Raw genomic sequence first — 15,307 nt, forward strand, 5'->3', positions numbered from 1 at the left:
CCGGAACCGGCATGATGGGTGGGGTGAGCACCCTGGAGACACCCGTCGCCGGCGCACCCCACCGGGTGCGGGTCGTGGTGATGGGCGTCTCCGCGGTCGGCAAGTCGTCTGTCGCCCTCGCGCTGGCGGAGCGGCTCGGCGTGCCGATGCGGGATGCCGACGACCTGCATCCGAGCGCGAACGTCGAGAAGATGCGCGCGGGCACCCCGCTCACCGACGCCGATCGCGGGCCGTGGCTCGACCTCGTGGGAGCCGCGCTGGCCGGTGCCGAGGGCGGCGTCGTCATGGCCTGCTCGGCGTTGCGCCGCAGATACCGCGACCGGCTGCGGCTGCGGGCGCCGGGCGTCGTGTTCGTGCATCTGACGGGGTCTCCCGAGCTGCTCGCCGAACGCGCCGCCGGGCGCGCGGATCACTTCATGCCGCCGGCGCTGCTCGCGTCGCAGCTGGCCACGCTCGAGCCGCTCGAAGACGACGAGCCGGGCATCGCGCTCGATGTCGCCGCGCCGATCGAGGATCTGGCCGCGCGAGCGGGGGAATGGCTGGGTGCCCATGTCGGCTGAGCGTGCGGTGGGCGAGGGAATGGTCGTGTCCGACGAGGTCGCCGCACGCATCGCGCGGCGCGGCGGCAACTCGACCATCTACGACGTCGCGGAGGTCGCCGGGGTGAGCCCGTCGACGGTGTCGCGGGCGCTCAGCAAGCCGGGGCGCATCAGCGCGCGCACCGAGGAGCGCATCCGCGCCGCAGCGGCGCTCGTGGCCTTCCGCTTCAACCCCATGGCGCGCGCGCTTCCGACAGGGCGCACCCACACGCTCGCCGTCGTGGTCGCCGACATCACGAACCCGGTGGTGTTCGGCATCATCCGCGGTGCCGAGAAGGCCGCCTCCGACGCGGGCTACACGCTGGTCATCGCCGAGTCGCAGGAATCCGGCGAGGCCGAAGCCGCCGCGATCGAGCGGCTCATGCCCGGGGTCGACGGCATCGTGCTGGCCACCACGCGTCTAGGCGATGACCGCATCGCCGAGATCGCGGGGCGCAAGCCCATCGTGCTCATCAACCGCGATGTCGACGGCGTGCCCGGCATCCTTCCCGACGTCACCCAGGGCGTCGACGCACTCATGGCCCACCTCGCCGAGCTGGGGCACCGGTCGGTCGCCTTCCTCTCCGGACCCGCCGAGTCGTGGATCAGCGACCGCCGCTGGGACGCGATCCTCGACGCGGCCGAGCGCCTCGACATGGCGGCGATCGAGATCGGCCCGAACCAGCCGACGATCGAAGGCGGGCGCGCCGTCGCTCGGCGCCTCCTGGCCGCGCGCGTCGACGCCGTGATCGCGTTCAACGACCTCGTGGCCATCGGCGTCATCCAGGCGGCGACCGAGGCCGGCGTCGCCGTGCCCGGCGGCCTCAGCGTCGCGGGCTTCGACGACATCTTCGGCAGCGAGCTCGTGACCCCCACGCTCACCACCGTGCGCTCGCAGCTCGCCCTCGCCGGCGAGCGTGCCGTGCACGACCTGCTCGCCCCGCCCGCGGCCGACGCCGATGCGGCGCTGCTGGCCACCGAGCTGGTCGTGCGCCGCTCGACCGGCGCCGTCGCGCGCTGACGCCGGCGCCGCCGCGCGGCGCCCCCCTCGTCCGCTGCTCCTTTTGCTTCGCTGCTCCTTTTGCTTCGCTGCTCCGCTGTCGCACACGGTGCCGCGAACGACAGATTGCGACAGCGGAGCAGAGGAGGCGCGTGTATCCGCATCCGCCTCCGCGCCCTCCTCAACAGGGGGCATATGCCTCCCCTGTCCAAGGAGGAGCCATGACCATCATCGACGACGAGCACGGACTCGATCTCGATCAGCTCGAGGGGGGACCGCTTCCCCTCGACGAGCTCCAGCGGCTGCCGTTCCGGTACGCGTCCGCGAGCGGCACGTACGCGATCCGGCGTCCGTCGTTCTCACCGCGCGTCGCGCCGCCGGCCGAGGCCGCGGCCGAGCCCGATGAGGCGGATGCCGCGCTCGGCGACCCGCCCATCGCGTTCGCGCCGCTGCGCCTGCGCGAGGAACTGCGGCTCGACGTGGACCGGCACCATCCGCAGATGACCGCCAGCGGCACCTCGATCTCGCTGCTGTCGCGGCAGAAGTCGTGGATCGCGCGCGTGCGCAAGACGGGCACGTGGCGCTACGCCGGACCCATCTGGCACACCGACGGCTACGGGGCGGCGGGGTTCGCGTACGATCACGTCGACATCACCGTGGTGCCGTCGTTCTTCGGCGTCGGCGGCCATGCGACCGTGGTGTTCAGCCGCGGCGGCGGTCGCACGCTCACGCGCAGATACCCGTTCGAGTCGGCGTCGTTCCGTGCCGTGCAGTTCGAATTCGACGCCACTCCCGACGCCGAGCCGATCACCCAGATCGAAACCCACGACCACCCCAACCGGCCGGCCACGCTCGCCGACGAGGCGCTGTCGATCGAGACGGTGTTCCGCCGCGCGGGCTTCGCGGTGACCACGACGCCAGCCGGCACCGTGCCGGTCAGCGGCGCGGGCGCCAACGGCACCTGGAGCGACGCGGAGATGCACGACGCGATGCAGACGTACTGGTCGCGCTTCGCGGATGCGCCGCAGTGGGCGCTGTGGACCTTCTGGGCCCGCCAGCACGACACCGGGCGGAGCCTCGGCGGCGTCATGTTCGACGACATCGGCCCGAATCACCGGCAGGGGACCGCGATCTTCACCGACTCGTTCATCCGCGACGTGCCGGCCGGGGATGCCGCGCCCGACGCGTGGGACCGCCGCATGCGGTTCTGGACGGCCGTGCACGAGATGGGGCACGCGTTCAACCTCGCCCACTCCTGGCAGAAGGCGCTGGGCACCCCGTGGATCCCGATGGCGAACCAGCCGGAGGCGCGCTCGTTCATGAACTACCCGTACTTCGTCTCGGGCGGTCAGGCGGCGTTCTTCTCCGACTTCGCCTACCGCTTCTCCGACGAGGAGCTGCTGTTCCTGCGGCACGCGCCGTCGCGGTTCGTGCAGATGGGCAACGCGGACTGGTTCGACCACCACTCGTTCGAGCAGGCGTTCGCCGAGCTGCCCCCGGCCGAGTACCGCCTGGAGGTGCGGGCGAACCGGCCGGCGCCGGTGTTCGAGTTCCTGGAGCCGGTCGTGCTCGAGCTCAAGCTCACCAACACCAGTGCCGAGCCGAAGGTCGTGCACGCCGACATCCTCGACCCGCAGCACGTGCTGACGATCGTGGCGGGCTCGCGCACCGAACCGCGGCAGTGGATGCCGTATGCCCGCACCTGCACGGGGTCGATCGCCTCGGTGCTCGAGCCCCGAGGATCGGTCTACGCGTCGCTGCCGGTGTTCGCGGGCCTCAACGGCTGGGACGTGTCCGAGCCCGGCTCGTACGACGTGGTCGCCGTCGTCGAAGTCGACGGGCGCCCGCTGCGCAGCGAGCCGTTCTCGCTGCGGGTGGCGGCCCCCCGCTCGCCGGAGGAGTCGGCGCTCGCCGGCGAGGTCTTCACCGAGCGCGTCGGCCGGGCCCTGGCGTTCGACGGCACCGCGGTCGACACCGTCGCCGCGGACACGCTCGCCGAGGCCGTCGACCGGCTGCCCGCCTCGCGGATCGCGATCCACGCGGCTGCGGCGATCGCCCGCCCGCTCGCGCGCGACTACAAGCTCCTCGAGATCCCCGACGGCGCCGACGCGCAGTCGTCGGTCTCCGCCGCCGGCGGCGAGGTGCGCGTGCGCGCGGCGCAGGTCGATGAGGCGCTGCAGATCGCGGAGGCGCAGCTGGTGACGGATGCCGCGGCCGAGACGCTCGGACACATCCGCATGCACGGGCTCGTGGATGCGATCTCCGGGGATGCCGCACGGGAGGGAGCGGCCGACCACGCGGCATCCATGCAGCGAGGCATGCGCGACGTGCTCGAGGGCCGCGGGGTGCTGCCCCGGGTGCTCGACGACGTCGCCCGCACCGCGGAAGGCTACGCGCCGGAGCCCAAGGCCGCGGCCCGTAAGCCCGCCACCCGCAAGCCGGCGGCGAAGAAGGGGGCGAAGTGATCCCGCTGCATCTGGAGTTCCAGGACGGCTGGACCGGCGAGCACGTGGTCGTGCGCCTCGACGGGGGGATCGTCGCCGAGGCCGCGCCGACCACCCGCATGCAGATCGGGCTCGCCGAGGCGCTCGTCGTCGAGGTGGAGCCGGGTCCGCACGTGCTGACGGTCGAGATCGCGGATGCCGCGCTCGCCGCCGAGCATGCCTTCGACGCATCGACCGAGACGTGGGTGGGCATCTCCCGGGTGGACGGCACGGTCGCGTTCCGCGAGCAGCAGACGCTGTTCGGCTACGTCTGAGCGCGTCACTTCGCTGCTCCGCTGTCGCAAACGGTCACCTCGACTGCGGATTGCGACAGCGGAGCAGCGGAGCAGCGGAGTGCGGGAGCAGGAGCAACGGATTGCGACAGCGGAGCAGGAGCAACGGATTGCGACAGCGGAGCAGCGAAGCCGCGGAGTCCCGGACGCTGTGAGTTTCACGCGGAGAGTGAAAAGCGAGCGTTATTCGGAATACGATGGCGGGGCGCGACGACAGCGCTGCCACGAAGGAGTGACCGCATGACCCCGAACCCCGCCCCCGCCGAGACCGCCGCGCCGACCGGTGCCGCGGGCGCGGCATCCACTCGTCCCTGGCTCGACGCGACCCTTCCCGTCGACGAGCGCGTGGAGCTGCTGCTGGCCGAGATGACGATCGAGGAGAAGGCGGGCCTGTTCTTCCACACGATGATGGGCATCGGGCCGCTCGACCAGGGCAATGCGATGGTGGGCGGACCGTCGGCGGTCGAATTCGTCGCCGAGAAGCACATGAACCACTTCAACCTGCTGGGCGCCGCCCCCACCGGCCGCGACATCGCCGCCTGGCAGAACGCGCTGCAGGAGATCGCCGCCGGTACGCGACTGGGCATCCCGGTGACGCTGTCGACCGACCCGCGCCACTCGTTCAGCGACAACCCGGGCGCCGCCATCATGGCGGGGCCGTTCTCGCAGTGGCCCGAGACCATGGGGCTCGCCGCGATCGGCGACGAGGAGCTCGTCGAGCGGTTCGGCGACATCGCCCGCCAGGAGTACACCGCGGTGGGGCTGCGCGTGGCGCTGCACCCGCAGGTCGACCTCGCGACCGAGCCGCGCTGGGCGCGCCAGACCGCCACCTTCGGCGAGGACCCCGAGCTGTCGGGCCGCATGGGCGCCGCCTACATCCGGGGCTTCCAGGGCGCGTCGTTCGGTCCCGGCTCGGTGTCGACGATGACCAAGCACTTCCCCGGCGGCGGGCCGCAGCTCGACGGCGAGGACCCGCACTTCGCATACGGCCGGGAGCAGGTGTACCCCGGCGGGCAGTTCGAGCTGCACCTGAAGCCGTTCGAGGCCGCGTTCGAGGCGGGCACCCGCCAGATCATGCCGTACTACGGCATGCCCGTGGGCACCGAGTACGAAGAGGTCGGCTTCGGGTTCAACAAGTCCGTCATCACGGGGCTCCTGCGCGAGCGGTACGGCTTCGACGGCGTCGTGTGCACCGACTGGGGCCTGATCAACGACGCCGAGATCTTCGGCCAGCCCTTCCCCGCCCGCGCGTGGGGCGTCGAGCACCTCACGCCGCAGGAGCGGTTGAAGAAGGTGCTCGAGGCCGGTGCCGACCAGTTCGGCGGCGAGGCCTGCCCGGAGATGCTCGTCGAGCTCGTGGCCGCGGGCGAGATCGCGATCGAACGGGTGGATGCCTCGGCCCGCCGCCTCCTGCGGGAGAAGTTCGCGCTCGGCCTGTTCGAGAACGCGTTCGTCGACGAGGACGCCGCCGACGAGATCGTCGGCCGCGCGGACTTCCGCGCCGCCGGCGAAGCAGCCCAGCGCGCCTCGATCACGGTGCTGACCAACGACGGAGTGCTCCCGTTCGCGCGCGGGCGGAAGGTGTACGTGGAGGGCATCGACGCCGAGGTCGCGGGCACGTTCGGCACCGTCGTGACCACCCCGGCCGAGGCCGACATCGCCGTGCTCCGCCTGCACGCCCCCTTCGAGCAGCGCGAGACGATGTTCGAGAACTTCTTCCACGCCGGCTCGCTCGCCTTCTCCGACGAGGTCCTCGCCCACGTGCGGGAGGTCGCCGCCGCCGTGCCGACCGTCGTCGACGTGCTGCTCGATCGCCCCGCGATCCTCGAGCCCATCGTCGAGGTTGCCGCGGCGGTGACGGCGAACTGGGGGGTCAGCGGCGCGGGCCTGCTCGACGTGCTCGTCGGCGAGGCCGAGCCCCTGGGGCGTCTGCCGTTCGACCTTCCCCGCTCGATGGCGGCGGTCGCGGCATCCCGCCCCGACGTGCCGTTCGACACGGCCGATCCGCTGTTCCGCTTCGGCCACGGCCTGACCCTGTAAGCGCGCCGCCCGGCGCCCGACCCTTCCTCGGCCGGGCGCCTCGGGCCCGCGGGGCTCGCGGGCGGCGTCAGCGGGGCGGGAAGGTGCGCACCCGCTCGACCCGCAGCGTGTGCGGGAGGGCGGCGACGTCGCGCGTGCCGTCCGCACGCGGGAACTCGTACACGTCGAGCATCAGCTGCACCGGGTAGTCGATCGACTGGTCGACGGTCTTGATCCAGCGGCCGTCGACGAAGAAGCGCAGCTGGTCCGGCATCCATTCGACGGCGTAGTCGTGCATCTGCGTGAGGTCGCCGACGACCCGGACCTTCTCGAAGTCCTCGTGCAGCCGCGGGTCGCGCTGCGGCTTGACCCCGACGCCCACCCAGCCGGCGCGCTCGTCGACCTCGGAGCCGAAGATCTCGGCGATGCAGATCTCGCCGCAGTCGTCGGGGCGGTCCTCGAAGCCGATCGGCCAGCAGGCGACCATGACATCGGGATGCCGCACCGCGGCCATCCGCACCTCGATCACCCCGTGCCGCACGAGCCACAGGCGCCACGTGGGCTGGGGCTCCTGCACCGTCAGGCCGTCGCGGAACCGGTGCTGGCCGACCCCGCTGCCCGACGGCCCCGAGAACTGGCCCGTCTGCAGGTGCGACACGCGGATGTCGCCGTCGAGGTCGGGTGCCCAGGGCGGCGTGTCCTCGTCGATGCGCAGCGCCAGCCCGCGGCTGTCGGTCGACCAGCGCGCCTCCGCACGCTCGCGAGACGACCAGTGCGGCGTGTAGAACGGCCACCACCGGTTCGGGTCGAGCGGGCCGTCGAACCGTTCGTCGACGTCGGGAGTGCGCCCGGTGAGGTCGAGCGGCGACTGGTCGAGCACACGCCCAGTGTCCTCCGCCCCGGGGGCCCCGGCAATGGCCCCCGCGTACGCGGTCGCCGCCGTGAACTGTGCGCCGGACACAACGGAGGCGCGCTCGGAGCGCGGGCCGTTTTGTGGAGCATCCACATACGGGTTGGCGCAGGTTTGTGAGAGTCCTACCGTCGGGAGAGTACTTACCCCTGTCCATCGCACCGAGAGGTGATGCACATGGCCGACGCCGTCGTCCGTACCAAGAAGCCCTCCGTCCACAAGCGCACGCCCGCCGGCGGGGCGCCCACCGCACCGCGCACCGCGGGGGAGGCATCCGACCCCCGCATCGACATCGACGCGGTCACCGACCTGCTGCTGGGCACGTGGGCTGAGACCCGCCGCACCGCCCGCGAGATGATCAAGGACCCCGCCTTCTGGCAGGTGCCCGGGATGCCGCTCGACGAGCACCGCGAGCGGGTGCTCAGCCAGCTGCACCTGCTGGTCGAGAACGGCGGCTCGCGCCGCGCGTTCCCGAAGAAGTACGGCGGCGGCGACGACAACGGCGCGAACCTGGCCGGGTTCCAGGAGCTCGTGCTCGCCGACCCGAGCCTGCAGATCAAGTCCGGCGTGCAGTGGGGCCTGTTCGGCTCGGCGATCTACCAGCTCGGCACCGAGAAGCACTGGGACGCCTGGCTTCCCGACGTGATCAGCCTGGAGCTGCCGGGTGCGTTCGCGATGACCGAGACCGGCCACGGCTCCGATGTCTCCGCGATCGGCACGACCGCGACCTACGACCCCGAGACCGAGGAGTTCGTCATCCACACGCCGTTCCGCGGCGCGTACAAGGACTACCTCGGCAACGCGGCGCTGCACGGCAAGGCCGCGACGGTGTTCGCGCAGCTGATCACCGGCGGCGTGAACTACGGCGTGCACTGCTTCTTCGTGCCGATCCGCGACGACGCCGGCGCCATGATGCCCGGCATCCTCAGCGAGGACGACGGCGTGAAGGGCGGCCTGAACGGCATCGACAACGGCCGTCTCGCGTTCGACCAGGTGCGCGTGCCGCGGTTCAACCTGCTCGACCGCTACGGCCAGGTCGCCGCCGACGGGTCGTACAGCTCCGAGATCCCGTCGCCGGGCCGCCGCTTCTTCACGATGCTCGGCGCGCTCGTGCAGGGCCGCGTGTCGCTCGACGGAGCCGCGACCACCGGCACCGCGCTCGCCCTCCACATCGCGCTCACCTACGCGAACCAGCGCCGCCAGTTCGACTCCGGTGCCGGCACCGACGAGGTCGTGCTGCTGGACTACGGCAAGCACCAGCGGCGCCTGCTGCCGCTTCTCGCGCAGAACTACGCGCAGTTCTTCTCCCACGACGAGCTGCTGAAGAAGTTCGACGCCGTGTTCTCGGGCCGCCACGACACCCCCGACGAGCGCGAGGACCTCGAGACCCTCGCCGCGGCGCTCAAGCCCCTCTCGACCTGGAACGCCCTGTCGACCATCCAGGAGGCACGCGAGGCCTGCGGCGGATCGGGCTTCCTCGCCGAGAACCGCATGGTGAACCTCCACCAGGACCTCGACGTGTACGTCACCTTCGAGGGTGACAACAACGTGCTGCTGCAGCTGGTGGGCAAGCGCCTGCTGAGCGACTACGCCAAGCAGTTCAAGGGAGCGGATGCCGCGAAGCTGGCCTCCTTCGCCGCGAAGCAGACCGCCGAGAAGGTCTTCCACGGTGCCGGGCTCCGCCAGCTCGGGCAGACCGTCGCCGACTTCGGCTCCACCGCCCGCTCCGTGGAGCTCGGCCTGCGCGCCGACCAGCAGCACGATCTGCTCGCCGGCCGCGTCGAGCAGATGGTCGCCGATGTGGCCGCGGCGCTGCGCCCGGCATCCAAGCTCCCCCGCGACGAGGCCGCGGCGCTGTTCAACGCGCACCAGGCCGAGCTCATCGACGCCGCCCGCGCCCACGGCGAGCTGCTGCAGTGGGAGGCGTTCACCGACGGCGTGAACCGCGTCGCGGACGAGGGGACGAAGCAGGTGCTCACGTGGCTGCGCGACCTGTTCGGGCTGCACCTCATCGAGAAGCACCTCGCCTGGCACCTCATCAACGGGCGCCTCTCCGCGCAGCGCGCCGCCTCGGTGGGCCGGTACATCGACCGCCTCTGCGTGCGCCTGCGCCCGCACGCGCAGGACCTCGTCGACGCCTACGGATTCGCGCCCGAGCACGTGCGCGCGCCCATCGCCTCGGGTGCCGAGCAGGCCCGGCAGGACGAGGCGCGCGCGTACTACGAGGCGCTGGCCGCCTCGGGTGAGGCGCCCGTCTCGGAGAAGAGCCTCAAGAAGAAGTAGCCGCGCCGGTGCGGCGTGTGCCGGCGGCGGGTCAGAAGACCTTGTTGCCGCACATGCCGCACTCGCCGGTGGCCGACACCTCGAGGAAGCAGTCCGGGCACATCGCCCGCACGCGGTCGATGGACGGCGTCGGACGCGGCGTGGTCGTGCGCGGCGCGGCGGGCTTGCGGGCCGCCTTCGGCTTGGCGGCGGCGACCACGGGCGCGGGGGCGACGACCACCGCGGGACGGTGCTCGGCGCAGTAGAAGCGGACGAAGCCGCTGTGGTTCTTGGGATGCCGGTGCTTGACCGCCCACAGCTCGCTGCGCTCATGCAGTGCGGAGTCGGCGCCGCAGCCGACGCAGCGGGTGGGCTCTCCCGGCACGACGTCCGCGACGAGGGTGGGGGTCTCGAAGGGGAGGTTCTCTCGCCAGTCGGATGAGTCGACGATCTTCATGGCGGGTCCTTTGCGTGGGGAAGGCGGGCGGATCGCGCCAAAAGCGCATGCCCGACATTCCAGAGTAACCCGCCCCTCATCCCCCCGCGGCCGCCCCCTTCGTTCTCGCACCCTCTCGCGGGCGGTGCGGCGTCGGCGGTGCGGGCCGTGCAGCGTCGACGGTGGAGCGTCGGCGGTGCGGCGTAGGGTGGCGGCGTGAGCGTGCGCAACGGCGAAGACGGGATCGCGCGCTGCGCGTGGGTGGGAGACGACGCGGAGTACGCGCGCTACCACGACGAGGAATGGGGGCGTCCGCTCCGCGGCGACCGGCCCCTGTTCGAGAAGATGAGCCTCGAGGGCTTCCAGGCCGGCTTGTCGTGGATCACGATCCTGCGCAAGCGTCCGCGATTCCGCGAGGTCTTCGCGGGTTTCGACCCCGATGCGGTCGCGGACTTCGGCGAGGCCGACGTCGACCGCCTCATGGCCGATGCGGGCATCGTGCGCAACCGGGCGAAGATCCTCGCGACGATCTCGAACGCCCGGCTCGTGCGCGAGATGGATGCCGGCGAGCTCGACGCCTTCCTGTGGGGTTTCGCCCCGGCATCCCACGCCCGCCCGGCCTCGTTCGCCGACGTGCCCGCGACGACCGCGGAGTCCGACGCGCTGAGCAAGGCGCTCAAGAAGCGCGGCTTCCGGTTCGTCGGATCGACCACGATGTACGCGCTGATGCAGTCGGCGGGCATGGTCGACGACCACGTGGAGGGATGCTGGCGGGCGGCCTGACCGGCACACCGGCACCCGCGCCGTCAGCGCAGCGGCGTCCACCCGGGCGGGGTCGGGGCGTCGACTTCCGCGCGCTCGCGGTCGACCAGCGCCGACCAGCCCTGCGCGGCCTCCGTCCCGTCGAAGCCTCCGCGCGCGACGCGGAACCCGACATCGTCGTGGTGCATGCCGGGAGCACCGCCGCGGCGGGTCGAAGCGCGCACGCTCCAGGCGTCGTCGGCGAACCCGCCGCCCCGGAAGACGCGGTAGTCGCCGTACCTCGCGGGGTCCAGCAGGTCCCAGCACCACTCCCACACATTGCCGAGCGTGTCGAACAGGCCGTGCAGATTCGGATGCTTGCCCCCGACGTTCTGCGGCACGCGCACCCCGTCGGCGCTCGTCCACGCCACCTCCGCGAGGGGGCCGTAGTGCGCGCCCGTGGATCCCGCGCGGCACGCGTGCTCCCACTCGGCCTCGGTCGGCAGGCGGTAGCCCTCGGCATCCACGTGCCACGTCACCTCGGCGCCCTCGAAGGAGTACGCCGGATCGAGTCCCTCCCACTCCGACGCCGCATTGCAGAACCGCACGGCGCGCAGCCAGCTCACATCGACAGCGGGGCGGCGGGGGTGCACGCCCCCGCTCGCCGCCTCGCCGAGCAGCTCCGACATCTGCTCCTGCGTGACCGCGAACACGCCGAGCTCGAACGGCTCCAGCTCGACCCGCCGGCGCACGCTGCGGCGCGCGTCGTGCAGTTCCACGGTGCCGCCCGGGATGCGGGCGAGCTCGATGTCGGTCACCCGGGAGAGTATGCCGCTATTCGTCGCCCTGCGGGATGAGGATCCACAGACCGATGTAGAGCGGGATCGTGACGCCGAAGAAGAATGCGCCCATCACCGTGAGGATGCGCACCGGCGTGACCGTGATGCCGAAGCGCGCAGCGACGGCGGCGCACACACCCGCCAGCATGCGGTTCTCGAGGGGGCGGTAGAGGCCCTGCGTCATGGCGCCCAGGCTACACACGCGCGCCGCCGATTCCTATGGGCGGCCTGCGGGCCTGCGCGGGCAGGAATGCCCCGCGGGCGCGCGGGGTTCCCCCTCACGGAGGACACCATGGACTACGGGCACCCGTTGGAGTTCGGCGCGTTCATCACCCCGGCCGCCGCAGACCCCTCGATCCCCGTGCTGCTGTCGCGGGTCGCCGAGGAGGCCGGGCTCGACCTCGTCACCTTCCAGGACCACCCCTACCAGCCGGCGTTCCTCGACACGTGGACGCTGATGTCGTTCGTGGCCGCGCGCACCGCCCGCATCCGGATCGCGCCGAACGTGCTCAACGTTCCGCTGCGGCCGCCCGCGGTCGTCGCCCGCGCGGCGGCGAGTCTGGACCTGCTCTCGAACGGACGCTTCGAACTGGGCCTGGGCGCCGGTGGCTTCTGGGACGCCATCGCCGCGATGGGCGGCACGCGCCTCACCCCCGGCCAGTCGGTGACCGCGCTCGAGGAGGCGATCGGGCTCATCCGCGAACTGTGGAACACCGACGAGCGACGCGGCGCATTCACCGACGGCGTGCACCACTCCGTGCACGGAGCCAAGCGCGGACCGCGCCCGGCGCACCGCATCCCGCTCCACATCGGCGCGTACAAGCCGCGCATGCTCGCGCTCACCGGCCGCACCGGCGACGGCTGGCTGCCCTCGCTCGGATACATGAAGCCGGGCGATCTCGGTCGCGGCAACGCCGCCATCGACGAGGCTGCCGCCGCCGCGGGCCGCGACCCGGGCGAGATCCGGCGCCTCCTCAACGTCGGTCGCCTCGCCCCCGACCCCGGTGCGTTCGCCGAGCGGCTCGCGACCCTCGCCCGGAACGACGGCATCGGCACGTTCATCCTCGCCGCCGACGATCCGAACCTCCTGCGCGAGTTCGGCGAGGAGGTGGCCCCGGCGGTGCGCGCACTCGTCGCGCGGGAGCGCGCCTGACCGCCTCCGACTCGCCGCGCTCGCGCAGGGACCCGGTCGATCGGGTTCGAGCAGGATTCAGGAAGCGCGTTGTCCGCAACCCCGGGCAGACTGTCCCCATGCCTGCTGCGTCCGAGAACCACATCGCCGACTCCCACGAGGTCATCCGGGTCGTCGGCGCCCGGGAGAACAACCTCAAGAACGTCTCGCTCGACATCCCGAAGCGGCGACTCACCGTCTTCACCGGAGTCAGCGGGTCGGGCAAGTCCTCGCTCGTGTTCGCGACGATCGCGAACGAGTCGCAGCGGCTCATCAACGAGACCTATCCCACGTTCGTGCAGCAGTTCATGGCGCAGCTGAACCGGCCCGAGGTCGACGCGCTGGAGAACATCAGCCCGGCGATCATCGTCGACCAGGAGCGCATGGGGGCGAACGCCCGCTCCACCGTGGGCACCGCCACCGACGCCCACGCGATGCTCCGGCTGCTGTTCAGCCGCATCGGTCAGCCGCACGTCGGCTCGCCGCAGGCCTTCTCGTTCAACGTGCCGTCGGTGAGCGGCGCGGGAGCGGTGACGATCCAGGTCGGTGCGAACAAGGGCAGGAAGGAGCGCCGCAGCTTCGAGATCACCGGCGGCATGTGCCCGCGGTGCGAGGGACTCGGCGAGGTGAGCGACGTCGACCTCGACGAGCTGTACGACAAGACGAAGTCGCTCGCCGAGGGCGCGATCACGATTCCCGGCTACAACGCCGACGGCTGGATGGTGAAGGGCTTCACCGAGTCGGGGTTCGTCGACCCCGACAAGGCGATCCAGGACTACACCGACCAGGAGCGTCAGGACTTCCTCTACAAGGAGCCGACGAAGGTCAAGATCAACGGCATCAACATGACCTATGAGGGCCTGGTGCCGAAGATCACCAAGTCGATGCTGCAGAAGGATCGCGACGCTCTCCAGCCGCACGTGCGCGCCTTCGTGGACCGTGCCGTGAAGTTCCTCCCGTGCCCCGACTGCGGCGGCACCCGGCTCAACGAGGGCGCGCGCTCGTCGAAGATCAACGACACGAGCATCGCCGACGCCGCCGCGATGCAGATCACCGACCTGGCGGCCTGGCTCGACTCGGTCGACGCCACCGAGGTCGGGCCGCTCATGAAGAGCCTCCGCCAGTTGATCGGCTCGTTCATCGACATCGGTCTCGGCTACCTCTCGCTCGACCGCGCCAGCGGCACCCTGTCGGGGGGTGAGGCGCAGCGCACGAAGATGATCCGGCACCTCGGATCGAGCCTGACCGACATCAGCTACGTGTTCGACGAGCCGACCGCGGGCCTGCACCCGCACGACATCCAGCGCATGAACACGCTCCTGCAGCAGCTGCGCGACAAGGGCAACACGGTGCTCGTGGTCGAGCACAAGCCCGAGGTGATCGCGATCGCGGACCACGTCGTGGACCTCGGCCCCGGGGCCGGGCGCGCGGGCGGTGAGATCCAGTTCGAAGGAGACGTGGCCGCGCTGCGCGCTTCTGCGACGCTCACCGGTCGACACCTCGACCACCGTGCGCAGCTCAAGCAGTCCACGCGCACGCCGAAGGGGACTCTCGAGATCCGCGGCGCGACCCAGCACAACCTCCGCGGCGTCGACGTCGACATCCCGCTCGGAGTGCTCACGGTCGTCACCGGTGTCGCGGGCTCCGGCAAGTCCTCTCTCATCCACGGCAACGTGCCGGCGTTCGACGACGTGGTCGTCGTGGACCAGTCCGCGATCAAGGGTTCGCGCCGGTCGAGTCCGGCCACTTACACGGGGATCCTGGATGCCGTGCGCACCGCCTTCGCCAAGGCGAACGGCGTGAAGCCGGGCCTGTTCAGCGCCAACTCCGAGGGCGCGTGCCCCGCGTGCAAGGGTCTCGGCGTGATCATCACGAATCTCGGGTTCACGCAGTCGGTGGAGACGCTGTGCGAGCTGTGCGAGGGGTCGGGCTTCAGCGACGCGGTGCTCGAGTACACGCTCGACGGCAGGAACATCGCGGAGGTGCTGGCGATGTCGGCGAGCGAGGCGTCGGAGTTCATCACCAAGGGCCCCGCGCACGCGACCCTGCTGCGCATGATCGACGTCGGCCTCGGCTACATCACCCTCGGTCAGGCGCTCAACACGCTCTCCGGAGGTGAGCGGCAGCGTCTCAAGCTCGCGATCTCCATGGCCAAGAAGGGGGCGATCTACGTGCTCGACGAGCCGACCACCGGCCTCCACCTCGCCGACGTCGACAACATGCTCGGGATGCTGGATCGACTGGTGGATGCCGGCAACAGCGTGATCGTGATCGAGCACCATCAGGCGGTCATGGCCCACGCCGACTGGATCATCGACCTCGGACCCGGCGCGGGCCACGACGGCGGCCGGATCGTGTTCGAGGGCACGCCCACCGACCTGGTCGCGGCGGGGGAGACGCTGACGGCGGTGCACCTGAAGGAGTACGTCGGGGCGTGAGCCGGCACGCGATGGGGAACTCTCCCCATCGAGTGGTGCGGGTCGCCCGCCATACGATGCCCGGGCGGGCCGCCACGCGCGGAGAGCGCTTTCGCCGCGGTTAGGGTGGTGGAATCCCCTTGTGATCGAGCGCCTCA

The 15,307-nt window shown here is 71.4% G+C and carries 13 protein-coding genes; 9 read left to right on the plus strand and 4 right to left on the minus strand.

The features are described 5' to 3' along the window. The first annotated feature begins 23 nt into the window (after nucleotides 1-23). The 5 genes from HQM25_RS01290 (at nucleotide 24) to HQM25_RS01310 (ending at nucleotide 6,394) form a co-directional block, all read left to right on the plus strand. Nucleotides 24-560: a gluconokinase gene (locus tag HQM25_RS01290; protein ID WP_367948286.1), complete on the plus strand. Its 537-nt coding sequence runs from the start codon at nucleotides 24-26 to the stop codon at nucleotides 558-560. Next, nucleotides 550-1,599 (plus strand): LacI family DNA-binding transcriptional regulator, encoded by a 1,050-nt coding sequence (locus HQM25_RS01295; protein WP_254359729.1) that lies wholly within the window; start codon nucleotides 550-552, stop codon nucleotides 1,597-1,599. The genes HQM25_RS01290 and HQM25_RS01295 overlap by 11 nt, the downstream gene beginning before the upstream one ends. 200 nt (nucleotides 1,600-1,799) lie before the next feature. Further along, a complete protein-coding gene (locus tag HQM25_RS01300; protein WP_172988558.1) occupies nucleotides 1,800-4,043 on the plus strand; it encodes a hypothetical protein in 2,244 nt (747 codons plus the stop codon). Then, entirely contained in the window at nucleotides 4,040-4,336 is a 297-nt protein-coding gene (locus tag HQM25_RS01305) for a hypothetical protein (protein WP_172988559.1), read from the plus strand. The genes HQM25_RS01300 and HQM25_RS01305 overlap by 4 nt, the downstream gene beginning before the upstream one ends. Nucleotides 4,337-4,594: 258 nt before the next feature. Then, complete coding sequence (locus HQM25_RS01310) at nucleotides 4,595-6,394, plus strand: glycoside hydrolase family 3 protein (protein WP_172988560.1); 1,800 nt, start codon at nucleotides 4,595-4,597, stop codon at nucleotides 6,392-6,394. Nucleotides 6,395-6,461: 67 nt separating this feature from the next. Here the strand turns inward: HQM25_RS01310 and HQM25_RS01315 are convergent, their stop codons facing one another. Next, on the minus strand, nucleotides 6,462-7,253 hold the full coding sequence (locus tag HQM25_RS01315; protein WP_172988561.1) for a glycoside hydrolase family 16 protein: 792 nt from the start codon (nucleotides 7,251-7,253) through the stop codon (nucleotides 6,462-6,464). Nucleotides 7,254-7,460: 207 nt separating this feature from the next. On the opposite strand from HQM25_RS01315, the gene HQM25_RS01320 reads away from it, so the two are divergent. After that, on the plus strand, nucleotides 7,461-9,566 hold the full coding sequence (locus HQM25_RS01320) for an acyl-CoA dehydrogenase family protein (RefSeq protein WP_172988562.1): 2,106 nt from the start codon (nucleotides 7,461-7,463) through the stop codon (nucleotides 9,564-9,566). Nucleotides 9,567-9,597: 31 nt separating this feature from the next. Here HQM25_RS01320 and HQM25_RS01325 read toward each other — a convergent pair whose 3' ends face one another. Further along, nucleotides 9,598-10,002, minus strand: a complete 405-nt coding sequence (locus tag HQM25_RS01325; protein ID WP_172988563.1) for a glucose-6-phosphate dehydrogenase — start codon at nucleotides 10,000-10,002, stop codon at nucleotides 9,598-9,600. Between the two features lie 195 nt (nucleotides 10,003-10,197). Here HQM25_RS01325 and HQM25_RS01330 point away from each other — a divergent pair, with 195 nt between their 5' ends. Then, nucleotides 10,198-10,764 carry a DNA-3-methyladenine glycosylase I gene (locus HQM25_RS01330; RefSeq protein ID WP_172988564.1) on the plus strand — a complete coding sequence of 189 codons (567 nt, stop codon included), beginning with the start codon at nucleotides 10,198-10,200 and terminating at the stop codon, nucleotides 10,762-10,764. Nucleotides 10,765-10,787: 23 nt separating this feature from the next. Here HQM25_RS01330 and HQM25_RS01335 read toward each other — a convergent pair whose 3' ends face one another. Together HQM25_RS01335 and HQM25_RS01340 are read right to left on the minus strand one after the other, a co-directional pair. Next, nucleotides 10,788-11,540, minus strand: coding sequence for a formylglycine-generating enzyme family protein (locus tag HQM25_RS01335; RefSeq protein ID WP_172988565.1), 753 nt, complete (start codon nucleotides 11,538-11,540; stop codon nucleotides 10,788-10,790). 16 nt (nucleotides 11,541-11,556) lie between these two features. Next, nucleotides 11,557-11,745: a PspC domain-containing protein gene (locus HQM25_RS01340; RefSeq protein WP_172988566.1), complete on the minus strand. Its 189-nt coding sequence runs from the start codon at nucleotides 11,743-11,745 to the stop codon at nucleotides 11,557-11,559. Nucleotides 11,746-11,853: 108 nt separating this feature from the next. Between HQM25_RS01340 and HQM25_RS01345 the strand changes: the two genes are divergently transcribed. Continuing rightward, nucleotides 11,854-12,714 (plus strand): LLM class flavin-dependent oxidoreductase, encoded by an 861-nt coding sequence (locus HQM25_RS01345; protein ID WP_172988567.1) that lies wholly within the window; start codon nucleotides 11,854-11,856, stop codon nucleotides 12,712-12,714. A gap of 98 nt (nucleotides 12,715-12,812) precedes the next feature. Next, nucleotides 12,813-15,170, plus strand: a complete 2,358-nt coding sequence (locus tag HQM25_RS01350; RefSeq protein ID WP_172988568.1) for an ATP-binding cassette domain-containing protein — start codon at nucleotides 12,813-12,815, stop codon at nucleotides 15,168-15,170. Nucleotides 15,171-15,307: the final 137 nt, after the last annotated feature.

The sequence above is a fragment of the Microbacterium hominis genome (genome assembly GCF_013282805.1).
In the GTDB taxonomy this organism is placed as follows: domain Bacteria; phylum Actinomycetota; class Actinomycetes; order Actinomycetales; family Microbacteriaceae; genus Microbacterium; species Microbacterium hominis_B.

Excerpts from the sequence above, each read along its gene's own strand:
- HQM25_RS01320 (WP_172988562.1), top strand. The coding sequence starts at position 7,461 with ATGGCCGACGCCGTCGTCCGTACCAAGAAGCCCTCCGTCCACAAGCGC.
- HQM25_RS01300 (WP_172988558.1), top strand. The coding sequence starts at position 1,800 with ATGACCATCATCGACGACGAGCACGGACTCGATCTCGATCAGCTCGAG.
- HQM25_RS01350 (WP_172988568.1), top strand. The coding sequence starts at position 12,813 with ATGCCTGCTGCGTCCGAGAACCACATCGCCGACTCCCACGAGGTCATC.
- HQM25_RS01295 (WP_254359729.1), top strand. The coding sequence starts at position 550 with ATGTCGGCTGAGCGTGCGGTGGGCGAGGGAATGGTCGTGTCCGACGAG.
- HQM25_RS01345 (WP_172988567.1), top strand. The coding sequence starts at position 11,854 with ATGGACTACGGGCACCCGTTGGAGTTCGGCGCGTTCATCACCCCGGCC.
- HQM25_RS01325 (WP_172988563.1), bottom strand. The coding sequence starts at position 10,002 with ATGAAGATCGTCGACTCATCCGACTGGCGAGAGAACCTCCCCTTCGAG.
- HQM25_RS01310 (WP_172988560.1), top strand. The coding sequence starts at position 4,595 with ATGACCCCGAACCCCGCCCCCGCCGAGACCGCCGCGCCGACCGGTGCC.
- HQM25_RS01340 (WP_172988566.1), bottom strand. The coding sequence starts at position 11,745 with ATGACGCAGGGCCTCTACCGCCCCCTCGAGAACCGCATGCTGGCGGGT.